The organism is Sutcliffiella cohnii, from assembly GCF_002250055.1.
GTDB lineage: Bacteria > Bacillota > Bacilli > Bacillales > Bacillaceae_I > Sutcliffiella > Sutcliffiella cohnii.
The window spans coordinates 2,535,156-2,557,179 of record NZ_CP018866.1 but is presented as its reverse complement, the minus strand read 5'-3'; the positions used below and the strand labels follow the sequence as shown (position 1 = coordinate 2,557,179).

25 protein-coding genes are annotated in these 22,024 nt (G+C 34.5%); all 25 read left to right on the top strand.

Going from position 1 to position 22,024, the window contains the following annotated elements:
- Positions 1–55: 55 nt before the first annotated feature.
- The 25 genes from topA (at position 56) to fliQ (ending at position 22,023) form a co-directional block, all read left to right on the top strand.
- Complete coding sequence (gene topA, locus BC6307_RS12690) at positions 56–2,134, top strand: type I DNA topoisomerase (protein ID WP_066413405.1); 2,079 nt, start codon at positions 56–58, stop codon at positions 2,132–2,134.
- Between the two features lie 583 nt (positions 2,135–2,717).
- On the top strand, positions 2,718–3,638 hold the full coding sequence (gene xerC, locus BC6307_RS12685; RefSeq protein WP_066413403.1) for a tyrosine recombinase XerC: 921 nt from the start codon (positions 2,718–2,720) through the stop codon (positions 3,636–3,638).
- Between the two features lie 11 nt (positions 3,639–3,649).
- On the top strand, positions 3,650–4,195 hold the full coding sequence (hslV, locus tag BC6307_RS12680; RefSeq protein WP_066413401.1) for an ATP-dependent protease subunit HslV: 546 nt from the start codon (positions 3,650–3,652) through the stop codon (positions 4,193–4,195).
- A 14-nt stretch (positions 4,196–4,209) separates the two neighbouring features.
- On the top strand, positions 4,210–5,616 hold the full coding sequence (hslU, locus tag BC6307_RS12675) for an ATP-dependent protease ATPase subunit HslU (protein WP_174522357.1): 1,407 nt from the start codon (positions 4,210–4,212) through the stop codon (positions 5,614–5,616).
- Between the two features lie 25 nt (positions 5,617–5,641).
- Positions 5,642–6,421 carry a GTP-sensing pleiotropic transcriptional regulator CodY gene (codY, locus tag BC6307_RS12670; RefSeq protein ID WP_066413396.1) on the top strand — a complete coding sequence of 260 codons (780 nt, stop codon included), beginning with the start codon at positions 5,642–5,644 and terminating at the stop codon, positions 6,419–6,421.
- A 403-nt stretch (positions 6,422–6,824) separates the two neighbouring features.
- Positions 6,825–7,214: a flagellar basal body rod protein FlgB gene (flgB, locus tag BC6307_RS12665; protein WP_066413394.1), complete on the top strand. Its 390-nt coding sequence runs from the start codon at positions 6,825–6,827 to the stop codon at positions 7,212–7,214.
- Positions 7,214–7,666 carry a flagellar basal body rod protein FlgC gene (flgC, locus tag BC6307_RS12660; RefSeq protein WP_066413391.1) on the top strand — a complete coding sequence of 151 codons (453 nt, stop codon included), beginning with the start codon at positions 7,214–7,216 and terminating at the stop codon, positions 7,664–7,666. Before flgB ends, flgC begins: the two co-directional genes overlap by 1 nt.
- A 48-nt stretch (positions 7,667–7,714) precedes the next feature.
- Positions 7,715–7,975: a flagellar hook-basal body complex protein FliE gene (gene fliE, locus BC6307_RS12655; protein WP_066413439.1), complete on the top strand. Its 261-nt coding sequence runs from the start codon at positions 7,715–7,717 to the stop codon at positions 7,973–7,975.
- Positions 7,976–8,106: 131 nt separating this feature from the next.
- Positions 8,107–9,690, top strand: a complete 1,584-nt coding sequence (fliF, locus tag BC6307_RS12650) for a flagellar basal-body MS-ring/collar protein FliF (protein ID WP_066413389.1) — start codon at positions 8,107–8,109, stop codon at positions 9,688–9,690.
- A gap of 10 nt (positions 9,691–9,700) precedes the next feature.
- Positions 9,701–10,720 (top strand): flagellar motor switch protein FliG, encoded by a 1,020-nt coding sequence (gene fliG / locus BC6307_RS12645; RefSeq protein ID WP_066413387.1) that lies wholly within the window; start codon positions 9,701–9,703, stop codon positions 10,718–10,720.
- Entirely contained in the window at positions 10,713–11,471 is a 759-nt protein-coding gene (gene fliH / locus BC6307_RS12640) for a flagellar assembly protein FliH (RefSeq protein ID WP_066413385.1), read from the top strand. Before fliG ends, fliH begins: the two co-directional genes overlap by 8 nt.
- A 6-nt stretch (positions 11,472–11,477) precedes the next feature.
- Positions 11,478–12,788: a flagellar protein export ATPase FliI gene (gene fliI, locus BC6307_RS12635; protein WP_066413438.1), complete on the top strand. Its 1,311-nt coding sequence runs from the start codon at positions 11,478–11,480 to the stop codon at positions 12,786–12,788.
- A gap of 11 nt (positions 12,789–12,799) precedes the next feature.
- Positions 12,800–13,249 carry a flagellar export protein FliJ gene (gene fliJ, locus BC6307_RS12630; RefSeq protein ID WP_066413382.1) on the top strand — a complete coding sequence of 150 codons (450 nt, stop codon included), beginning with the start codon at positions 12,800–12,802 and terminating at the stop codon, positions 13,247–13,249.
- Positions 13,250–13,254: 5 nt separating this feature from the next.
- Positions 13,255–13,839 (top strand): MotE family protein, encoded by a 585-nt coding sequence (locus tag BC6307_RS12625; RefSeq protein WP_066413380.1) that lies wholly within the window; start codon positions 13,255–13,257, stop codon positions 13,837–13,839.
- 23 nt (positions 13,840–13,862) lie between these two features.
- The gene (locus BC6307_RS12620) at positions 13,863–14,999 is read left to right on the top strand and encodes a flagellar hook-length control protein FliK (RefSeq protein ID WP_066413375.1); all 1,137 of its coding nucleotides are present in this window, start codon (positions 13,863–13,865) and stop codon (positions 14,997–14,999) included.
- 5 nt (positions 15,000–15,004) lie between these two features.
- Complete coding sequence (gene flgD / locus BC6307_RS12615) at positions 15,005–15,646, top strand: flagellar hook assembly protein FlgD (protein ID WP_066413373.1); 642 nt, start codon at positions 15,005–15,007, stop codon at positions 15,644–15,646.
- A gap of 23 nt (positions 15,647–15,669) precedes the next feature.
- The gene (locus tag BC6307_RS12610) at positions 15,670–17,142 is read left to right on the top strand and encodes a flagellar hook-basal body complex protein (protein ID WP_066413371.1); all 1,473 of its coding nucleotides are present in this window, start codon (positions 15,670–15,672) and stop codon (positions 17,140–17,142) included.
- A gap of 36 nt (positions 17,143–17,178) precedes the next feature.
- Positions 17,179–17,394, top strand: a complete 216-nt coding sequence (locus BC6307_RS12605; RefSeq protein WP_066413369.1) for a flagellar FlbD family protein — start codon at positions 17,179–17,181, stop codon at positions 17,392–17,394.
- A complete protein-coding gene (fliL, locus tag BC6307_RS12600) occupies positions 17,381–17,812 on the top strand; it encodes a flagellar basal body-associated protein FliL (RefSeq protein ID WP_066413368.1) in 432 nt (143 codons plus the stop codon). Before BC6307_RS12605 ends, fliL begins: the two co-directional genes overlap by 14 nt.
- Before the next feature lie 33 nt (positions 17,813–17,845).
- Entirely contained in the window at positions 17,846–18,844 is a 999-nt protein-coding gene (gene fliM, locus BC6307_RS12595) for a flagellar motor switch protein FliM (RefSeq protein WP_066413366.1), read from the top strand.
- Positions 18,837–20,012: a flagellar motor switch phosphatase FliY gene (gene fliY, locus BC6307_RS12590; protein ID WP_066413363.1), complete on the top strand. Its 1,176-nt coding sequence runs from the start codon at positions 18,837–18,839 to the stop codon at positions 20,010–20,012. The genes fliM and fliY overlap by 8 nt, the downstream gene beginning before the upstream one ends.
- 16 nt (positions 20,013–20,028) lie before the next feature.
- Positions 20,029–20,391 carry a response regulator gene (locus BC6307_RS12585; RefSeq protein WP_066413358.1) on the top strand — a complete coding sequence of 121 codons (363 nt, stop codon included), beginning with the start codon at positions 20,029–20,031 and terminating at the stop codon, positions 20,389–20,391.
- An 11-nt stretch (positions 20,392–20,402) separates the two neighbouring features.
- The gene (locus BC6307_RS12580; RefSeq protein ID WP_066413354.1) at positions 20,403–21,080 is read left to right on the top strand and encodes a flagellar biosynthetic protein FliO; all 678 of its coding nucleotides are present in this window, start codon (positions 20,403–20,405) and stop codon (positions 21,078–21,080) included.
- Positions 21,073–21,738 carry a flagellar type III secretion system pore protein FliP gene (fliP, locus tag BC6307_RS12575; RefSeq protein ID WP_066413351.1) on the top strand — a complete coding sequence of 222 codons (666 nt, stop codon included), beginning with the start codon at positions 21,073–21,075 and terminating at the stop codon, positions 21,736–21,738. Before BC6307_RS12580 ends, fliP begins: the two co-directional genes overlap by 8 nt.
- 15 nt (positions 21,739–21,753) lie before the next feature.
- The gene (gene fliQ, locus BC6307_RS12570; RefSeq protein WP_066413348.1) at positions 21,754–22,023 is read left to right on the top strand and encodes a flagellar biosynthesis protein FliQ; all 270 of its coding nucleotides are present in this window, start codon (positions 21,754–21,756) and stop codon (positions 22,021–22,023) included.
- The last annotated feature ends 1 nt before the right edge of the window (position 22,024 follow it).

The following is a 22,024-nucleotide window of genomic DNA, read 5'->3' as shown; positions in this document are numbered from 1 at the left end:
ATTTCATAATGATGAAGATTTAATTGGAAATTTACCCTCTTGAGGAGGACTATGGATGTCAGATTATTTAGTGATAGTTGAATCACCAGCAAAAGCAAAAACGATAGAAAAATATTTAGGTAAAAAATATAAAGTAAAAGCCTCTATGGGACATATAAGGGATTTACCTAAAAGTCAAATGGGTGTTGATGTAGAGCAAAATTTCGAACCTAAATATATTACAATACGTGGAAAAGGCCCGGTTCTAAAAGAACTTAAAACGGCTGCAAAGAAGGCGAAAAAAATATACCTTGCGGCTGACCCGGATCGTGAAGGGGAAGCAATCGCTTGGCACTTAGCCAATAGCCTTGATATTGATACTGCTTCAAATTGTCGAGTGGTATTTAATGAAATTACAAAGGATGCCATTAAAGAATCTTTTAAGCACCCTAGACCGATTGATATGGACGTAGTGGATGCTCAACAAGCACGTAGAGTACTTGATCGCTTAGTAGGTTACAATATTAGCCCATTGTTATGGAAAAAGGTCAAAAAGGGACTTAGTGCTGGTCGTGTACAATCAGTGGCAGTTCGCTTAATTATAGAACGCGAGCAAGAAATAAAAGAATTTATTCCAGAAGAATATTGGACAATTAAAGCTGAATTTCTTACGAAAAATAATAAATCGTTTGAAGGTACATTTTACGGGATGGATGGTAAAAAAATTGAACTAAAGAGCGAAAGTGAAGTTCAATCTGTCCTAAAGAAACTGGAGGAAAATTCTTTTTCTGTTAAAAATGTAACGAAAAAGGAAAGAAAGAGAAACCCATCCCCGGCTTTCATTACGTCTTCACTTCAGCAGGAAGCTGCTAGGAAGTTAAACTTCCGTGCTAAGAAAACGATGATGTTAGCACAGCAGCTTTATGAAGGAATTGACCTTGGTAAAGAAGGAACAGTAGGTTTAATTACATACATGCGTACTGATTCAACTAGAATATCGGATACAGCAAAGCAAGAAACAAAAGAATATATAACGAGTAATTTTGGTAAGGAATTTGCAATACCGATGGAAAAGAAAGAATCAAAAAAGGCTAATGCGCAAGATGCCCATGAGGCAATTAGACCGACGTCTACTTTTAGGGACCCTAACTCTGTTAAAGAGTTTTTAAGTCGAGATCAATTTAGACTGTATAAATTAATTTGGGAACGACTTGTTGCAAGTCTTATGTCTCCAGCTATTTTGGATACAGTTAGTGTTGATATTGTTCAAGGTGATGTTCTATTTAGATCTACCGGTTCAACTGTCAAGTTTCCTGGGTTTATGAAGGTGTATGTGGAAGGAAATGATGATGCAGACGAAGAAAAAGAAAAAATGTTACCTCCTTTAAAGGTAGGGGATGGCGTATTTTCGAAAGATATTACACCTAAACAACATTTTACACAGCCGCCGCCTCGATATACGGAAGCAAGACTTGTTAGAACGTTAGAAGAGCTAGGAATAGGTAGACCATCTACGTACGCTCCAACACTAGATACAATCCAGAAACGAGGATATGTCGCTTTAGACAATAAACGTTTTGTTCCTACAGAATTAGGAGAAATTGTATGTGAACTAATTCTAGAGTTCTTCCCAGAAATTATTAATGCAGAGTTTACGGCAGATTTAGAAACAAACCTAGACAATATTGAAGAAGGTAAAGTGAACTGGGTAAGCATAATTGATGGTTTTTACCACGAATTTGAAAAGAGACTAGAAAAAGCAGAAGCAGAAATGCAAGAAATTGAAATTAAAGATGAACCTGCTGGAGAAGATTGTGACCAATGCGGGCATGAAATGGTTTATAAAATGGGTAGATACGGTAAATTCATGGCTTGTTCTAATTTCCCGGATTGTCGAAACACGAAAGCTATCGTAAAAGAAATAGGTGTTCCGTGTCCGAAATGTGAAAATGGAAATATTGTAGAGAGAAAAAGTAAGAAAAAGAGAATTTTCTTCGGCTGTGATCAATATCCAACATGTGACTTTTTATCATGGGATAAGCCAATTGCACGTAAATGCCCGAAATGTGAGTCATTACTCGTAGAGAAAAAGTTGAAAAAAGGTATTCAAGTGCAATGTGTAGAATGTGACTATAAAGAAGAACCACAAAAATAAATCAAAACGTTTGCACTTTACAGCATTTTAGGTTATTTTATATATGATTTGTTTTCGTAGTGGTAATGAAGTAGTTTTATTCGAAATATTGAGCGCATGTACTCAATGAGTAGGGGGACTGACACGAACATCGTCAGCCCCTTTTCCTATGGTTTAGTTTAAATCATGAAAGGAAATAGTAAAGGTATAAATTATTGTTGATTTTCAGACACATTTATTATGGAAACAACATATGAAGGATTGCTAGATTAGAACAAGGACATTTTTTTTGGGAGAACTTTACGTTATGCTTTAGCCATTAGCTATCGGATTAGTTGAGGAAATAATGTTACTCGTATATTATAAGGATAGAGCTAGTTGAAACTATAGGGCCAACATTACGTGAACAAATTGGAAAAATCCTCAGTAGAAGAACCAGAAATTTTTCCTTATGTCCTTATTTACTGAAAACACTTCCAATTTTTAAAGTACTGAAATATTAGCATCTAAGACAATTCAGAATTTTGTAAAAAGTATGTAAAATTAATTGCAAGGGTTACTAAATTGTGATAATATTTAGTAGCCCTTGTGAGGTGAATAAAAAATGAAAAATGAAATAGCTCCTATCCAATCTTTTTTACAATATTTACAGGTGGAGAAGAATTACTCTACTTATACCGTTGAATTCTATAAAAAAGATATTGAAGACTTTTGGCGTTTTTTAATAACAGAAGGTGTTCATACATATAAAGAGGTAAGTTATAGAGAAGCGAGAGCGTACTTAACAAAGTTATATAAAGAAAAATATGCTAGAAAAACGGTAGCTCGAAAAATATCAAGCATAAGAAGCTTTAATAAGTATTTGTTAAGAGAGGAAAAGCTGAAAGAAGATCCTTTTTCGTTAATACATGTTCCGAAGCAGGAGCAAAGATTACCTCAATTTTTGTATGAAGAAGAGATGGAAAAGCTTTTTACAGTATCTGATTTATCATCGCCAATAGGGCAAAGAGATCAAGCGATACTTGAAGTGTTGTATGGTACTGGTATTCGTGTTAGTGAATGTTGTAAGATTGACTTGTTACATATCGATTTTCATTTAGGAACAATATTAGTTCATGGAAAAGGTAGCAAACAAAGATACGTTCCTTTTGGAAGTTTTGCGTCAGAAGCTTTAAATTTATATATATCAGACGGTCGAAAAAAACTTTTAGAAAAATCAAGGCAAAACAATCAGGAAAACTCTTTGTTTTTAAACTTTCGAGGTGGCCCACTTACTCCTAGGGGGGTAAGAGTGATTCTTGATAATATTGTTTCAAAAGCTAGTACTACTTTAAAAATAAGTCCTCATTCGTTAAGGCATACGTTTGCTACGCACATGCTAAACGAAGGAGCCGACCTTAGAGTTGTTCAAGAATTGTTAGGTCATGCTCATCTTTCTTCAACACAAGTGTATACACACGTAACGAAAGAACATTTACGCAAAACATATATGCAAGCCCATCCTAGAGCAAAGGATGGTAATTAGGAGGAATATATATGGGTTCTTTTCATGCAACAACAATCTTCGCAGTAAAGCATAAAGGTCAGTCTGCAATGGCTGGTGATGGCCAAGTAACTTTTGGGAATTCTGTCGTGATGAAACATACAGCTAAAAAAGTAAGGAAGCTCTTTAATGGTAAAGTAATAGCTGGTTTTGCTGGCTCGGTTGCAGATGCGTTTACTTTATTTGAGATGTTTGAAGGAAAGTTAGAAGAATATAACGGAAACCTTCAACGTGCTGCTGTTGAATTAGCGAAAGAGTGGAGAAGTGATAAAGTTCTTCGTAAGTTAGAAGCTATGTTAATCGTAATGGACGAATCAACGTTATTACTTGTTTCTGGTACAGGTGAAGTGATTGAACCGGATGATGGAATATTAGCAATCGGTTCAGGTGGAAATTATGCTTTAGCTGCAGGTCGTGCTTTGAAAAGGTTTGCATCAGAACATATGTCGGCTAGAGAAATAGCGAAAGCAGCGCTAGACATGGCGGCAGAAATTTGCGTTTATACGAATGACAACATTATAGTGGAAGAACTTGATTAGGAGAGTGGATGCATATGCAAACAAGCTTAACTCCAAGACAAATTGTTGATAAATTAGATCAGTATATTGTAGGTCAAACGAAAGCAAAGAAAGCAGTTGCAGTCGCGTTAAGAAACCGATATAGAAGAAGCTTACTACCTGAGCAGCTGCGAGATGAAGTTGTTCCGAAGAACATCTTAATGATTGGTCCAACTGGTGTAGGTAAAACTGAAATTGCTAGAAGAATTGCTAAAATGGTAGGTGCACCATTTGTTAAGGTAGAAGCCACAAAATTTACTGAAGTTGGCTATGTTGGAAGAGATGTTGAATCGATGGTTCGTGATCTTGTAGAAACATCTGTTCGGATTATAAAAGAAGAAAGAATGGAAGCAGTAAAGGATAAGGCAGAAGAAAATGCTAATACAAGACTTGTTGAATTGCTCGTACCTGGTAAGCAAAAAGAAACAAATTATAAAAACCCATTTGAAATGCTTTTTGGTGGTACTAATCAGCAAAATGAACAACAAAGTCAAACCTCACATGCGGAAGAAGCGAATATTAGGACAGAAAGACAAAGAGTTGCTCACCAATTAGCGCTAGGTGAATTGGAAGATCGTTATGTTTTCGTAGAAGTCGAAGAACAAGCACCATCCATGTTTGATATGCTTCAAGGTTCGGGTATGGAACAAATGGGCATGAATATGCAAGATGCTCTTAGTAACCTTATGCCGAAAAAGAAAAAGAAACGAAAATTAACAGTACGTGAAGCTAGAAAAGTTTTAACGAATGAAGAGGCTCAAAAATTAATTGATATGGATGAGGTTACGCAAGAGGCAGTTGTCAGGGCTGAGCAAAGCGGTATTATCTTCATTGATGAAATTGATAAAATTGCGAAAAAGTCAGGGAACAGCTCTTCGGCCGATGTTTCGAGAGAGGGAGTACAACGCGATATTTTACCTATCGTAGAAGGCTCTACAGTCGTAACGAAATATGGTCAAGTAAAAACAGATCATGTATTATTTATATCTGCAGGCGCATTTCATATGGCGAAACCATCTGATTTAATACCAGAATTACAAGGAAGATTTCCGATTAGAGTAGAATTAACAAAGCTATCTGTTGAAGATTTTTATCGTATATTAGTCGAACCAGATAATGCACTTACTAAACAATATATCGCTTTAATGGAAACGGAAGGTATACAACTTGAATTTTCTGACGATGCTATTCGTAGGATAGCCGAAGTTGCTTTTCAAGTGAATCAAGATACAGATAACATTGGAGCTAGGCGTTTACATACAATATTAGAGCGCTTGTTAGAAGATTTGTCATTTGAAGCACCTGACATTAATCTAGAAAAGATTTCGATTACACCACAATATGTAGAAGAAAAATTAGGAACAATTGCAAAAAACAAAGATTTAACACAATTTATATTATAGCTATATATGTAGGAGGAAAATGAAAATGCCTTTATTAGAAAGAACTAGAAAAATTAATGCAATGTTACAAAGAGCTGCAGGTAAACCTGTAAACTTTAAAGAAATGTCTGAAACTTTACAAGAAGTTATTGAAACGAATGTTTTTATCGTAAGTAGAAGAGGAAAATTATTAGGATTTGCTATTAATCAGCAAATTGAAAATGAAAGAATGAAAAAAATGTTAGAAGACCGTCAATTCCCGGAAGAATACACAAAAAACTTATTTCACGTGACGGAAACTTCTGCTAACCTAGATATTAATAGCGAGCATACTGCTTTTCCAGTGGAGAATAAAGACCTATTCCAAAGTGGGCTAACGACTATTGTTCCAATTATTGGTGGGGGAGAGCGTTTAGGTACATTAATCCTTTCTCGCTTACAAGATCAGTTTGGTAACGATGATTTAATTTTAGCGGAATACGGTGCAACAGTTGTTGGAATGGAAATACTAAGAGAAAAAGCAGAAGAAATTGAAATTGAAGCAAGAAGTAAAGCAGTTGTGCAAATGGCAATTAGTTCTCTTTCTTATAGTGAATTAGAAGCGATTGAGCATATTTTTGAAGAATTAGATGGTAATGAAGGGTTACTAGTAGCTTCTAAAATAGCTGATAGAGTAGGAATTACACGTTCTGTAATCGTTAATGCACTTCGTAAACTTGAAAGTGCCGGCGTTATCGAATCACGTTCTTTAGGAATGAAAGGTACTTACATTAAAGTACTAAACAATAAGTTTTTAGTGGAATTAGAGAAAATTAAATCTCATTAAGAAAAAAGTGTAGTACTTATGAATGAACTGGTAGTTTTGGAATTTAGCTTCCTTTAGAAGAGCTGCGAAAGAAGTAGTCATACTTACATTGGGAAGGTGAATATTCTAGTTAAGCTACAACTGAATGTGACTAAATAAGTACATTTTATTATAAGTAATAACCAAAAAATAGCGCTTATGATGCGAAAGCATTATAAGCGCTATTTTTTTTCGTTAGTTTGTAGTTTTAATGGAGTGGGTCAAAAGTCCTTGTTAAAAAATAAGTCTAAATGACGACGGATTTTAACATTTCGTTCATGGACATATTTAACTTGGTAATTTACAATTAGTGATAGGCGTTTTCAAAATTCGACAAAGCTTTACAATACATTTCGACAATACTTTTTTATTTTTGGGGGTTATGATGAAGATTTTTTCAAGTTCGATTCAGTCATTAGAGAGAGGGCTGCAATACTCTGCTAAAAAGCATGAAGTAACCTCACACAATATTGCAAATGTAGATACACCGAACTATAAAAGAAGAGAAGTCCAACCGACATTTCAACAAATTTATAATTCTGCATTATCAGCAAATAAAACAGATAAGAGACATTTAGATTTCTCCAATAGTCCATCTAGTACTCATTCTGTTAAAACAGCAATAAACTCTTATTCTCATAATGGTAATAATGTAGATATAGATAAAGAAATGTCTGAGTTAGCGGAGAATCAAATTTATTACTATACATTAGTAGATCAATTAAGTGGAAAGTTTCAGTCATTACAAAATGTAATTAAAGGAGGGAGGAATTAATGTCTATGTTTAACTCTATGAACATATCTGCTTCAGCCTTAACAACACAACGTTTGCGTATGGATGTTATTTCTTCCAATATGGCAAATGTAGATTCAACGAGAGCTACATATGAAAATGGTCAATGGCAGCCGTATAAGCGGAAAATGGTCGTTGTACAGCCGAACGAACAGAATAGCTTTAAATCTTTTTTACAAAAAGCAACGAATGGTAACAATGTTGGCGCTGGAGTGAGAGTAACAAATATTGTAGAAGATGATGCTCCTTTCCGATTAGATTATGACCCAACGCATCCAGATGCAAACGAAGAAGGTTATGTACAGTTACCTAACGTTGACCCGTTAAAAGAAATGGTAGATCTAATGAGTGCTTCAAGGTCATACGAAGCTAACGTCACTGTTTTTAATGCATCAAAAGGTATCATGATGAAGACTTTAGAACTAGGTAAATAAGGAGTGTGAAAAATTTTGACGGTAAAAATAAATAACGCATTATCTTGGATGCCTCAAACTAACAATATGGCAAAGCCTATTGAAGTTCAAAGTCAATTTAGTAATTATTTGAAAACGGCACTGAATGAAGTAAATAATAATCAGCTAGCATCTAATAAAGCTACAGAAATGTTAGTGAATAACGAAGGTGTAGAATTACACGACGTATTAATTGCTCAACAAAAAGCTAGCATTTCCCTCCAATTAACAATGGAAGTAAGAAATAAAGCGATTGAAGCTTATCAAGAAATAATGAGAATGCAAGTTTAATATATAAGGCAAGCTTTTATCTTAACTTACCTTTGTTAAAACTAATTCCTTTATAAATGAAATCAAAGACAAAATGCGGTTATTAACTGCATAGATGTACTGCGAGATAATAACCGGGGGATAGGAAAAGAATGAAAGAGAAATTAATTATATATAAACAAAAAATTACAGAATATTGGAGCGCTAGAAAAAAATATCAAAAAACGGCTATTATTAGCGGATTCATTGTTTCAATACTCGCAATATTCGCTATTATATATTTTACAAATAAAACGGATATGGCGCCGTTGTATAGAGATTTAACGTATCAAGAGACTGGTCAAATCAAGGAAGTTTTAGATTCAAGAAGCATTCCTTATGAGATTAGTCAAAACGGTACGGCGATATTAGTTCCTCAAGAACAAGTAGATGCATTGAAGATAGATCTTGCTGCGGAAGGTATTCCGAAAAGCGGTAGTATCGACTATTCCTACTTTAGTGAAAGATCTGGCTTTGGAATGACAGACAATGAATTCCAAATGTTAAAATTAGATTCGACACAAACAGAGCTAGAAAATTTAATAAAAAGTATCGACGGAGTTAACGATGCGAAAGTAATGATTTCAATGCCACAAGAAGGTATTTTTGTGCGTGATTCATCTCAAGAAGCATCGGCATCAATCGTTTTAAATACAAGATCTGGTCAACAATTTGATCAAGCGCAAATTAATGCCCTTTATCATTTAGTAGGAAAAAGTATACCAAACCTCTCTACAGATAATATCGTCATAATGAACCAATATTTTGAGTACTACGATTTAAAAAATTCAACAGATCAAGGCAATAATATTACGATTGCATCACAGTTAGATTTAAAGAGAGAAATTGAGCGTGATATACAACGACAAGTTCAACAAATGCTAGGAATGATGATGGGGCATGAAAACGTAATCGTTTCCGTTACAACGGATATTGATTTCACACAAGAGAATAGAGAAGAAAATCTTGTAACTCCAGTTGACCCGGATAATATGGAAGGCATCGCGGTTAGTGTGGAAAGAATAACAGAAACATATACGGGTGCTGATAATGAAGCAGGAGGAATTACTGGAACGCAAGATAGTGACATTCCGAGTTATGTAGCAGGCGGCGCTAGTGGATCTGGCGACTATGAACGAATGGAAGAAAGAATTAATAATGATGTAAATCGAATTCGTAGGGAAATAGTTGAAAGCCCATATAAGATTCGGGATATGGGAATTCAAGTTATGGTACAACCACTTGATCAACAAGATTTAATGGCGCAACAAAATACCGTAAATGATATAAAACAAATTTTAAGTACAGTTGTACGTACTTCGATAGATAAAGATGCACTTGGTGAAAATCCGTCCGTTGAAGAAATGGAAGACCGTATCGTTGTATCTTTACAACAATTTTCAGGTCAAGTTAGCTTTGACAGGGAAGAAAATTCGTTCATTCCTTTATGGGTTTATATCAGTGTAGGTGCTTTAATCGCACTCGTTATCATTTTACTATTCTTATTGTTCAGAAAACGGAAAGATGACGAAGAAGAGGAAGAATATATAGTAGAAGAAGAAAAGATTATTAATATTCCGGATATAGGAACTGAAAAAGAAACCGAAGCTTCAGCTCGAAGAAAACAGTTAGAAAAACTTGCAAAAGAAAAACCAGATGAATTTGCAAAACTATTAAGAAGTTGGTTATCAGAATAGGAGGGGCAACATGGCAAAAGCATCAAATTCAAAATCTTTTACAGGTAAACAGAAAGCAGCCATCCTCCTAATCTCTTTAGGGCCTGATGTATCTGCATCTGTATATAAGCATCTATCGGAAGAAGAAATAGAAAAATTAACTTTAGAAATTTCAAGTGTTAGAACTGTTGATTCCCAAATTAAAGAGAATGTTTTAGAAGAGTTTCATCAAATTGCTGAAGCACAAAATTACATATCACAAGGTGGTATATCTTACGCCAAGGCAGTTTTGGAAAAAGCATTAGGTGTTGATCAGGCAAATGCAATTATTAATCGTCTTACTTCTTCTTTACAAGTAAAACCATTTGATTTTGCTAGAAAAGCAGATGCATCGCAAATTTTGAACTTTATTCAAAATGAACATCCACAAACTATTGCGTTAGTACTTTCCTATTTGGAGCCAACTAAATCTGGACAAATTTTATCCGAGCTCCCACAAGAGTTACAGGCTGATATAGCGAAAAGAATTGCAGTTATGGATAGTACTTCACCAGAAATTATTAATGAAGTGGAACAAATTTTAGAAAGAAAATTATCAGCTACTGTCACTAGAGACTATACAAATACTGGCGGAGTTGATGCAGTCGTTCAAGTATTAAATCAGGTGGATAGAAGTACGGAACGAACAATTCTTGATTCGTTAGAGATTCAAGATCCTGAACTAGCGGATGAAATTAAAAAGAGAATGTTTGTATTCGAAGACATTGTTACATTAGATAATATGGCAATCCAACGTGTAATTCGTGATGTTGAAAACGAAGATCTATTATTAGCACTAAAAGTAGCAAGCGAAGAAGTAAAAGAAATTGTGTTTAAAAATATGTCTAAACGAATGATGGAAACAATGAAAGAAGATATGGAATATATGGGTCCAGTTCGTTTGAAAGATGTAGAAGAAGCGCAGTCTCGTATCGTTGGAACAGTTCGTAATTTAGAAGAAGTTGGTGAAATTGTCATTGCGCGCGGTGGAGGAGACGATATTATTGTCTAATATTATAAAATCTCAATATTCTACTATAAAATCAGCCAAACCGATAAAATTAACGCCAATAACGTTACAAAACGATCAGGATGAAGCATTGTATGTTGATGAAGGGCAAGCCTATCTCGAGCAAATCGAACGAGCAAAGGATGAGGCTTCCGGAATAATTCAAAAAGCTAATCAATATAAAGAAGAAGTGTTGCAACAATTGTTAGCGGAAAAGGAAAATTGGGAGTCTGAAAAAGTAATATTAAAGCAAGAAGCTTTTAACGAAGGCTATAAAAATGGCTATGATTCAGGTGAATCCGAAGCGAAAAAAGATTACGAGACGATAATAAATAATGCAAATACAACAATGAGATTAGCGAAAGAACACTATACTGAAAAATTAGACATGCTAGAAGAAGAGATGTTAAAAATTTCTATCAAAATAGCAGAGAAGATAGTGGGTACGGCACTCTCCTTAGATGAAATGCAATTCGTTTCATTTGTGAAGCATGCATTAAAAGAAGTGAAAGAAAAAGAGGAGATAAAGGTTTTTGTAAGCCCTAATCGTTTTTCTCTATTAATAGATAATAAAGCAAGCCTACAAAGTGTAGTAAATAATGTAAGTGAAATATTGATATTTGCCGATAAGGAGTTAAGTGAGTCTTCATGTTGGATTGATTCTTCAGCTGGGAGAATGGATGCAACGGTTGATACACAATTAGAGCAAATTAAAGAAAAACTACTTCAACTAGTTCAAAAAAAGGATGCATAATTCATGATGATAATTGACCAAATATTACAGGAAATTGAATCTTCTCATTCTTTTAAATTGTATGGGAAAGTTAAAAAAGTAATAGGTTTAATGATTGAATCAAAAGGTCCCGAATCATCGATAGGTGATGTTTGCAATATTATCCTTGATAAAAGACGGAAAAAAATTGTTCAGGCTGAAGTAGTAGGGTTTCGAGAAGATCATATATTGCTTATGCCGTTCACTTCAGTCCAAGATATAGGTCCTGGATGTATCGTCGAAACAACACATAAGCCATTACAAATACAAGTAGGCGAAGCACTCAAAGGAATGGTCTTAAACCCACTAGGTTTACCTCTCGCTGAAGGGGAACAATTACCAGTAGGACTTAAAGGTTATCCTACAGAACAAAACCCTCCAAATCCAATGACGAGACCACCTGTTCAAGACGTTTTAGAAGTTGGTGTTAAAGTGATTGACGGTTTGTTAACGGTTGGTAAAGGGCAAAGAATAGGGATTTTCGCCGGAAGTGGAGTAGGTAAGAGTACGCTGCTCGGTATGATAGCCCGCAATACGTATGCTGATATTAATGTTATTGCACTAGTTGGAGAGCGTGGTCGAGAAGTTAGAGAATTTTTGGAAAAGGACTTAGGTCCAGAAGGAATGAAAAAGTCAATCGTTATTGTTGCTACATCGGATCAACCAGCGTTAATGAGAATAAAGGGAGCGTATACAGCTACTGCAATCGCTGAGTATTTTCGAGATAAAGGTTTAAACGTTTTATTAATGATGGATTCTGTTACCCGTGTTGCTATGGCACAACGAGAAATAGGCCTAGCAATTGGGGAACCTCCTACAACAAAAGGATACACTCCTTCCGTATTTTCTATTTTGCCAAAATTATTGGAACGTACTGGCACAAATGAAAAAGGATCTATAACAGCATTTTATACAGTATTAGTGGACGGGGACGATATGAACGAGCCAATCGCTGATACAGTCCGAGGGATATTAGATGGACATTTTGTACTCGATAGAGAGCTAGCGAATAAAAACCAATACCCTGCGATTAATGTATTAAAAAGTGTTAGTAGAATAATGAACAATTTAATAGATAAGGAGCATAAAGACGCTGCTGATACACTTAGAGAAAAACTTTCTAAATATTATCAAGCGGAAGATTTAATAAATATTGGAGCATATAAACGAGGAGCTTCTAAAGAGATAGATGAAGCAATAGCGATGTATCCTAATATCATTCAATTTATTAAACAATCGGTTACAGATAAACTTTCCTATGAGCAAGCGATTGAGCAATTAAAAAATGTAGTAAGGTAGGATGATTCCAATTGAATGATAAGTTATATAAACTTCAAAATATATTGAAAATCAAGCAATCGGAAAAAAATGTTATCCACTCTGAATATAAAGAGGCCATTGAACAATTTGAAAAAGAAGGTAATCAGTTATATAGCCTACTGAAAAAGAAAGAAGATTTAGAGGAGTCCATTCATAACAGGATTAGTACTGGAATCAAGGTAGAACAGTTAATGCAACAACAATATTTCGTAACTAATCTTGAGAAATCTTTATTAATCCAACAGAGAAAAGTAAGTCATGCGAGAGCTTTTATGAATCTAAAGGAAGAAAAATTAAAAGAGCAAGCTGTAGAATGCAAGAAATATGAAAAGCTTGTTCAAAATTATACAAGTATGATTCAGGAAAAGGCGAAAAAATTAGATATTCAATTTTTAGATGAACTATCAATACTTCAATTTACGCATCAACCAAATAGGTGAATTATATGGCAAAAGTTAAGAAAAAAGTTCAAACGGAAGAACCGAAAAAGTATAGTTTTCTTCAAAAACTATTTTACCTTTATATCATCCCATTTTTGTTTTCCATTACGGTTGCATTGTTGCTATTAACGTATTGGGGGATTAACGTTTTCGAGGAGATTAAGCAATTTACTGAACAACGTTCGATACAAATGGAAGAGGAAAAACAAGAAGATGAGGAAGAAATGAATAGTATAGATACTTCGGAACAACTAGATACAAATACGAATAACACCATTATACAACTAGAAAATGAAGTGATTGAAAAACAAAATGAAATATTAAGATTAACAGCCGAGTTGAAAATAGCAAGTGAAACCATTGATGAGTTGAAAGAGCAACAGGATGAAATAAATTTATCTATTAAAGAAGTAGCAACTATGTATGAAAGAATGTCTACTAAAAAAGCAGCGCAAATTTTAAAAGAACTAGATGAAGATATGACATTGCAAATATTAAAGAAGTTAAGTGTAAATAAAAGATCCGCTATATTAGGACAACTTGATCCAGAAGTAGCAGCTAAATATACGGAGCGTTTAGCTTCTAATTAACGTTGGAGATGAGGTGTGATTAGTTGGAAGTACCAATGTTGTTAGATGTAACAAATGTAAAAGCATCTTCTGGTGTTCATAATAAAAATAATCAAACAAAAGAAAAGAATGCTGAGACAGATTTTTCTACTATTCTTTTAAAAACGGAAAGATTATTACACGATGAAAGTCTAGCTAATGTTATTCCAGATAATGTTTCAATAGATCTTCCGATTTTATTAGAAACTACAGATGTTGTAATGGTAGAAGAGTTACTGGATCAATTTATTAATATTCTTAACGAATTTCCAGATCAAGAAAAAGATGAAGAGTATACGCATTATTTGCAATCAATCATTAACCTTATTTCTTCCAATGAAACAATAACAGCTAAACTAGATGTTACTTTTCAAGATATGGATAAAAAATTGGATGCACCAATATTAAAACAACTTTTACAGTATTTCAAAAAAGTAATGGACAACACGGAAGATTCGAATGTAAAAAAAGTGTTAACAGAAGAGCTACCAAAACTGGAAAAATTAATGCAACTAATTGAAAGTAAACTATTCGCAGCGTCTCCCTCTTTAAAGGAAGAACGAGCTATTATGCCATTTACTGCGAAACAAGTTGTAAAAGAGGCAGCATCACCGATACCGTTGTCCACTTTTCAGGTGGAGCAATTCCAAACACCTAAACAATCTATAATACATGTAACTTTAAATACAGCATCTGACAATGTAGCTAGAGAGCAATTAATCTCAAGAATTGAACAGTTGTTATTGAAGAGTAATGTTCAAACGATAAATGGAAATAAACAATTTACAATGCGTTTGCATCCAGATCATTTAGGAACATTACATATAAAAATTCAACAAACGGATGCGGGTCTAATGGCAAGAATTATTGCTCATTCAAAAGCAGCTCATCATTTGCTTGAAAATAGTGTTGGGAATTTAAAATCTAGTCTAGTGGCAAGTAACGTGCAATTAGATAAAGTCGAAATTGTATTTCAAGACCAAGAAAATAGACTATTGAATCAAGAACGACAGCAAAAAAATGATCAACAAAAAGAACATAATCAATTCGAAAATAAAGAGCTCGAAGATAATGAGACAAATGATACACAGCTGTTTGAATCCATCTTAAATGAACAGTTAGATTCTTCAATAGATAGGTGAAATAAATGACAAAAATTACGAGTGATCTTTATATAGAAAATATACCAACTGCGACGAATAAGCAAAATGACATAATGGGAAAAGATGACTTTCTTCGTCTATTAATTGCCCAACTTCAAAACCAAGACCCTTTAAATCCGATGGAAGATCGTGAGTTTATTGCCCAAATGGCAAACTTTTCAACTCTAGAACAAATGACGAATTTAAATAAAAGTATGGAGTCATTTGTAGAAAATCAGCATATGCAAAACATTTTATCTCTTCAACATTACATTGGGAAAGAGGTTTCTTGGGAAGAAACGGTATCAGAAGGAGATACTCAAACAGTTATTAATAATACGAACATTGTGAAATCTATCTCTCTTAAAAACGGGCTTGCCAGTTTTATATTAGATAATGATAAAGAGGTTAGCATTTATCAAATTAATTCCGTTACGAATCCGGTTGACGAAAGTTCTAATTCCATTATTTCTGCTTCACATTTAATTGGTAAAAAAGTATCAATTAATTGGAAAAATGAGGAGTTAAACAATCTAGAAGTCACGTCTGTTTTGACGAAAGCTGGTCAGACGTTTATAACCGTTAACAATGATGCATTATTAAATGAAAAAATACCACTTAATTCGCTAATTCGAATATCTAATTAATATTTTCTAAGGAGGAAAAAAAGATGCTAAGATCCATGTACTCCAGTATCGGAGCGTTACGCAACTTTCAAACGAAATTAGATGTAATTGGAAATAATATCGCTAATGTAAATACTTACGGTTTTAAGAAAGGACGTACAACTTTCCAAGAAATGATGGTCCAACAAATTTCAGGCGCTAGTGGTCCAGCAGGAGGAAGAGGTGGAATTAATGCTGTCCAAGTTGGTCTAGGCTCAACATTAGCTTCTATTGATAGCATTCAAACACAGGGGTCATTACAAACAACTGCAAGACCGCTAGATTTAGCGCTTTCTGGTGATGGATTCTTTGTCGTAGGTACGATTGCTGACGTAACACGAGTAAACGTAGATTCCAATACAAATTACGGTAATAATAGAATATTAGGTGGAGCAATTGATAGTTCAGTTGCACTAAACTATACGCGGGCTGGAAATTTTTATTTAGATAATAATGGCTATATAGTAAATGCGAACGGAATGTATTTAATAGGAGACACAGGTGAAAAAACTGTACCAACCGAAGCTGTAATAAATGCATCAAATGCAGCATTAAACTCTGCGCAAAACTTCTTTGAAGAGTATCGCAATTTCCGTAATGATACGAACAAACTTATTGATGTAGCATCAAAATATTTAGAGGCACAACGTACATTTGTGGACGCACAAAAGGCAAACGAAGAGGCTGGAGGAGCTGATCCAATTTTAGCTGCCGCAGCCACTGCCGCAGAAAACTCTCGAGATAATGCGAAAGAAGAATTTGATAGGTTTTATGATTTATTTGGACCTAGATTAGAAGAGTTTAATACAGCAGGTCAAACAATTAATGAGTCAATTACTCAATTTATTAATAACACAGGTGAATTAGTGTATCAATTATCAGATCCAATTGCACAAGAATACGATAAAGTTATTTCGGATGAAGCCAATGAAAATGAATTAAAAGATTTTGTATACTATGCACAAACAGTTAAAGAGTCATTAAATAACGCCTACCAAACTTTTGAAAACTTTGTAGCAAAAGCAGAACTAGTTCAATCGCCATCTTGGTCGGATTCACTAAGTGGTAGCCCAGGGTTAATTCAAATTCCACCAAATGCAAGAAGTTTTAGTATCTCTTCTGATGGAACAGTATCGTTTATTGATCAGTTAGGCAGCTTGAAAATTGCTGGTCGATTAATGGTTGCAAAGTTTCCAAATGATGCCGGGTTAGAAAGAGTTGGAGAAAACTTATTCCAACAGTCCAATAACTCGGGTTCGATTGATAAAAATGGTGACGGTATTCAATTAAGTGAATTGTTTGCACCAGGAACGAATGGAGCTGGAGGAATTGTAGCAGGGACGTTAGAAATGTCAAACGTTGACCTTTCCGAAGAATTTACAGAGATGATAACAGCGCAACGTGGATTCCAAGCAAACACACGTATTATTACAACTTCAGATGAAATCTTACAAGAACTAGTAAACTTGAAAAGGTAAGAAGGTAAATAAAATATCTTCTAGTAGGCGATAAAAATGATTAAATTAACAAAGTTAAATGGAAAAACATTCGCACTTAATGCGTGGCATATAGAACAAGTAGAAGAAACCCCAGATACTGTTGTCACTTTAACAAACGGAAAAAAGATAATCGTACAGGAAAGAATGGCTGAGGTAATGAACTTTAGCATTTCGTTTTATCAATCGATTAATGAAAATAGGGGCATAGGAGGACCACATGTTCCAAAATAAACTATTAAATAAAATGATGATTATTATTCTTGTAATTGCTTTACTTGGAATTGTAGCTTTTTTTACGCTTGATAAAATTTATGCTAAGCCTACAGATGGAGAGCCTTCTATTGATGAAATTCTTCAGTATTCTCAAGACTTAGAAGAAATAACGACTAACTTAAAAAATGGTGGCTATGTACGAATTCAATTCAAGGTACAAACAGATAGTAAAAAAGCTAAAAACGAACTCATAAAAAGAGATTTCCAAATTCGTAATACTATTATTCATTTGATTTCTGATAAAGATAAAAAGGATTTTTCAGGTAAAGAATCCCTTCAAAATATTGAAGAGGAAATAGAGACGGCATTAAATGAATTTATGGAAGAAGGAAAAGTAGTAAGTGTTTATATTACTTCCTTCCTTCTTCAAAATTAATGGTAGGTATTGGTAGTAGAAGGAGGTGACTTTATGTCAAGTGAAGTAATGTCACAAAACGAAATTGACGCTTTATTATCTGCGCTCTCTACTGGTGAAATGAACGCAGAGGAATTAAAAAAAGAACAGGCAGAAAAGAGAGTAAGAGTATATGACTTTAAAAGAGCTTTACGTTTCTCTAAAGATCAAATACGTAATTTAACACGTATACATGAAAATTTCGCGAGGAGTTTAACGACTTACTTTTCTGCACAGCTTAGAACATATATTCAAATAAATGTCGCTTCCGTTGACCAGTTACCGTATGAGGAGTTTATTCGTTCCATTCCGAAAATGACGATATTGAATGTGTTTGAAGTACCACCTTTAGAAGGAAGAATCGTAATGGAAGTTAACCCTAACATCGCATATGCAATGTTAGATCGCCAGCTAGGTGGAAGAGGTAGTAGTTATAACAAAATTGATAGTTTAACAGAGATTGAAACCAAATTAATGACCGCCTTATTTGAAGGAGCCATTGAAAATATTGGTGAAGCCTGGGATTCTGTCGCGAAAGTAGATCCGATTTTATCAGATTTAGAAGTTAATCCACAATTTTTACAAATGGTATCACCTAACGAGACAGTTGTCGTCATTTCGTTTAATATTACAATTGGTGAAATTAGCGGAATGATTAATATATGTATTCCTCATGTCGTACTAGAGCCGATTATTCCAAAATTATCTGTTCTTTATTGGATGGAAGAAAAAACAAAGGCACGACAAGACCATGAAATTGCAGCGTTAAAGCAGGCAATAAGAGGCACTCATTTGATATTAAAGGCAGAGTTAGGAAGTTCTGATATATATTTCTCTGAGTTGTTAGACTTGTCAGTAGGGGATGTATTACCATTAAGACAAAAAATTGACCAACCAATTATCGTGAAAGTTGACGAAAAACCTACATTTAAAGGGCAAGTTGGAAAGTTGAATCAACAAATGGCCGTTCAAATTTTAGAAGAAATAGAGGAGGGAGTAGGGGAAGATGAATGAAGGCATGTTATCACAAGATGAAATAGATGCGCTACTTCGAGGTACGAACGATGATAACGATACGTCCCTCTTAACGAAAGTAAAAGATTTACAAGATCACTTTACGGAAATGGAGCAAGACGCCCTTGGAGAGATAGGTAATATCTCTTTTGGTAGTTCAGCAACAGCTCTATCAACCTTATTAAATCAAAAAGTAGAAATTACAACTCCTAAAGTTACATTAGTGGATCAAGAAGAGTTAGAATCAGAATTTCCGGAACCTTATGTAGCAATAAGAGTGAACTATACTGATGGTTTTTCCGGTATGAATATTCTCGTAATTGAACAGAAAGATGCTGCGATTATTGCAGATTTAATGTTAGGCGGAAATGGACACTCTCCAGCTGAATTATTAGATGAAATTCATTTAAGTGCTGTCCAAGAAGCGATGAATCAAATGATGGGATCGGCCGCCACTTCGATGTCTACTGTTTTTTCCAAAAAAGTAGATATATCGCCACCATCAGTCTTATTATTAGACTTTAAAGTCGGAGAAGGAAAAGACGAAATTCCGAATGATGAAATGCTTGTAAAAGTTGCTTTTAATTTAAAAATCGGTACGCTTATTGATTCATCTATTATGCAAGTATTACCATTGCCGTTTGCGAAAGCTCTAGTAGAGGAATTATTGAATCCTGGAGGGGTAGAACCTGTAGTTAAGGAAGAGGTTAAAGTAACTAACTACAATGAAGTGGTAACTCCTGAGCCTAGCTCCGACTATCGTAACGAAGTAGTACACGAGAGCTATAGGCAACCTGAACAGCACACAAGCGTTCCACAACCACAGGCTGCGCCATTACAACAAAACGTTAATGTTCAACGTGCTGAATTTACTTCTTTTTCAGAAGGACCTGTTCAAGAAACAGGATCAAACAACCTAAATATGTTACTAGATATTCCACTCCATTTAACAGTCGAATTAGGAAGAACAAAACGAACAGTTAAAGATATTTTAGATCTATCAACAGGATCTATTATTGAGTTAGATAAATTAGCTGGTGAACCAGTTGATATTTTAGTAAACAATAAATTAATTGCTCAAGGGGAAGTAGTTGTTATAGACGAAAGCTTTGGAGTAAGAGTAACTGACATCATAAGTCAAACAGACCGCATAAAAAAGTTACGCTAAATTAGGAGGAAAAAGAATGGGAAAAACAATTTTAATTGTCGATGATGCAGCATTTATGAGAATGATGATAAAAGATATATTAACTAAAAATGGATATGATGTAGTGGCAGAGGCTGCCGATGGTGTACAAGCTGTTGAAAAATACAAAGAGCATCATCCGGACTTAGTTACGATGGATATAACGATGCCAGAAATGGATGGAATTACAGCATTAAAAGAAATTAAACAAATCAACCCGAATGCGAAAGTAATTATGTGTTCTGCAATGGGGCAACAGGCAATGGTAATTGATGCAATCCAAGCTGGAGCGAAAGACTTTATTGTTAAACCTTTCCAAGCAGATCGAGTTATTGAAGCAATTCATAAAACACTATCATAGAGGTGTCTTCTTTGTATGCTCACATAAGTAAAATTTTTATTGTTACTATAAGTTTACTAGTCATCTTCCCTTTTTCTGCATTAGGTGCAGAAAAGGGAGATGGAATGCTAAATGAATTATTTGATCAGGAGAGTCCGTCTAATCAAAAGACGGAAGCTAATGAAAGTACTGTAAGTAGAGAAGGAGAAGAACGTATAGAAGCGTTTGAAAGCCCTACTATTACAGCATGGGATTTTATTAAAATGTTTCTCACATTAGGTTTTGTTTTACTATTACTATACTTTACTTTGAATTTTATTAATAAGCGTAATCAATGGACAGGTGCTAGCAAAACAGTACTTAATGTTGGAGGTACAACGTTAGGTAACAATAAATCAGTTCAACTAGTAAAAGTTGGAGACTCTATTTTCGTATTAGGGGTAGGAGATTCTATTAACCTACTGAAAGAAATTACGAATGAAGAGGAAAAAGAAGTGATCTTAAATTCTTATAAGGATCGAACAGAAGGCAATCTTGCACTAAATAAAGTTCCAATTAAGCAAGTGTGGAGTAAGGTGACAGGAACTGAAGAAAAGGGAGCTCCGTCTATTTCGTTTTTTTCTCTTTTAAAGAAACAATTAGGGGATATCTCTCAAGAGAGGAAAAAGAGAATGGAAACAATAGATAGGAAGGTCCACGACGATGAATGATTTATTACAAGCGTTAGGTAATAATGATGCTTCAACAGTCGCCACCTCTGTACAACTTCTATTACTATTAACTGTTTTATCAATAGCACCAGCAATATTAATAATGATGACAAGCTTTACTAGAATTATTATCGTATTATCTTTCGTTAGAACGTCTCTAGCTACTCAACAAATGCCACCAAACCAAGTACTAATTGGCCTGGCTATGTTTTTAACATTTTTTATTATGGCCCCGACTTTTGGTCAAATAAATGAACAAGCGTTAACCCCTTTATTTAATGAAGAAATTACGTTAGATGAGGCTTATGAGCTAGCGACCGTTCCTATTAAAGAATTTATGAGTAAACATACTAGACAAAAAGATTTAGCACTATTTATGGATTACACAGGAATGGAACGTCCAGAAACGTTAGAGGATATCCCTTTGACCGTTCTCGTTCCAGCATTTGCAATTAGTGAATTGAAAACAGCATTTCAAATTGGCTTTATGATTTTTATTCCATTTTTAGTAATCGATATGGTTGTTGCGAGTGTTCTTATGTCAATGGGGATGATGATGTTACCCCCAGTTATGATCTCGTTACCTTTTAAAATTTTACTATTTGTATTAGTGGATGGTTGGTATTTAGTAGTTAAATCATTATTGCAAACATTTTAAAGTAGGTGAAGAAAGATGAGTCCAGAGTTTGTAATATCGATGGCTGAAAAAGGCGTTTATACCATTCTTTTAATTAGTGCACCCTTATTGCTATTAGCGTTAATTGTTGGGTTAATAGTTAGTATATTTCAAGCAACTACTCAAATACAAGAACAAACACTTGCATTCATACCTAAAATTGTAGCCGTGTTAATTGGACTTGTCGTATTTGGACCATGGATGTTAACGACAATGCTTTCGTATGCAATGGATATTTTTGAAAATATTCATCGGTTTGTGAATTAGT

Bases quoted from the DNA above. Each gene is read 5' to 3' on its own strand.
- topA (WP_066413405.1), top strand. From the start codon at position 56: ATGTCAGATTATTTAGTGATAGTTGAATCACCAGCAAAAGCAAAAACG.
- xerC (WP_066413403.1), top strand. From the start codon at position 2,718: ATGAAAAATGAAATAGCTCCTATCCAATCTTTTTTACAATATTTACAG.
- hslV (WP_066413401.1), top strand. From the start codon at position 3,650: ATGGGTTCTTTTCATGCAACAACAATCTTCGCAGTAAAGCATAAAGGT.
- hslU (WP_174522357.1), top strand. From the start codon at position 4,210: ATGCAAACAAGCTTAACTCCAAGACAAATTGTTGATAAATTAGATCAG.
- codY (WP_066413396.1), top strand. From the start codon at position 5,642: ATGCCTTTATTAGAAAGAACTAGAAAAATTAATGCAATGTTACAAAGA.
- flgB (WP_066413394.1), top strand. From the start codon at position 6,825: ATGAAGATTTTTTCAAGTTCGATTCAGTCATTAGAGAGAGGGCTGCAA.
- flgC (WP_066413391.1), top strand. From the start codon at position 7,214: ATGTCTATGTTTAACTCTATGAACATATCTGCTTCAGCCTTAACAACA.
- fliE (WP_066413439.1), top strand. From the start codon at position 7,715: ATGCCTCAAACTAACAATATGGCAAAGCCTATTGAAGTTCAAAGTCAA.
- fliF (WP_066413389.1), top strand. From the start codon at position 8,107: ATGAAAGAGAAATTAATTATATATAAACAAAAAATTACAGAATATTGG.
- fliG (WP_066413387.1), top strand. From the start codon at position 9,701: ATGGCAAAAGCATCAAATTCAAAATCTTTTACAGGTAAACAGAAAGCA.
- fliI (WP_066413438.1), top strand. From the start codon at position 11,478: ATGATAATTGACCAAATATTACAGGAAATTGAATCTTCTCATTCTTTT.
- BC6307_RS12625 (WP_066413380.1), top strand. From the start codon at position 13,255: ATGGCAAAAGTTAAGAAAAAAGTTCAAACGGAAGAACCGAAAAAGTAT.
- flgD (WP_066413373.1), top strand. From the start codon at position 15,005: ATGACAAAAATTACGAGTGATCTTTATATAGAAAATATACCAACTGCG.
- BC6307_RS12610 (WP_066413371.1), top strand. From the start codon at position 15,670: ATGCTAAGATCCATGTACTCCAGTATCGGAGCGTTACGCAACTTTCAA.
- BC6307_RS12605 (WP_066413369.1), top strand. From the start codon at position 17,179: ATGATTAAATTAACAAAGTTAAATGGAAAAACATTCGCACTTAATGCG.
- fliL (WP_066413368.1), top strand. From the start codon at position 17,381: ATGTTCCAAAATAAACTATTAAATAAAATGATGATTATTATTCTTGTA.
- fliM (WP_066413366.1), top strand. From the start codon at position 17,846: ATGTCAAGTGAAGTAATGTCACAAAACGAAATTGACGCTTTATTATCT.
- fliY (WP_066413363.1), top strand. From the start codon at position 18,837: ATGAATGAAGGCATGTTATCACAAGATGAAATAGATGCGCTACTTCGA.
- BC6307_RS12585 (WP_066413358.1), top strand. From the start codon at position 20,029: ATGGGAAAAACAATTTTAATTGTCGATGATGCAGCATTTATGAGAATG.
- fliP (WP_066413351.1), top strand. From the start codon at position 21,073: ATGAATGATTTATTACAAGCGTTAGGTAATAATGATGCTTCAACAGTC.
- fliQ (WP_066413348.1), top strand. From the start codon at position 21,754: ATGAGTCCAGAGTTTGTAATATCGATGGCTGAAAAAGGCGTTTATACC.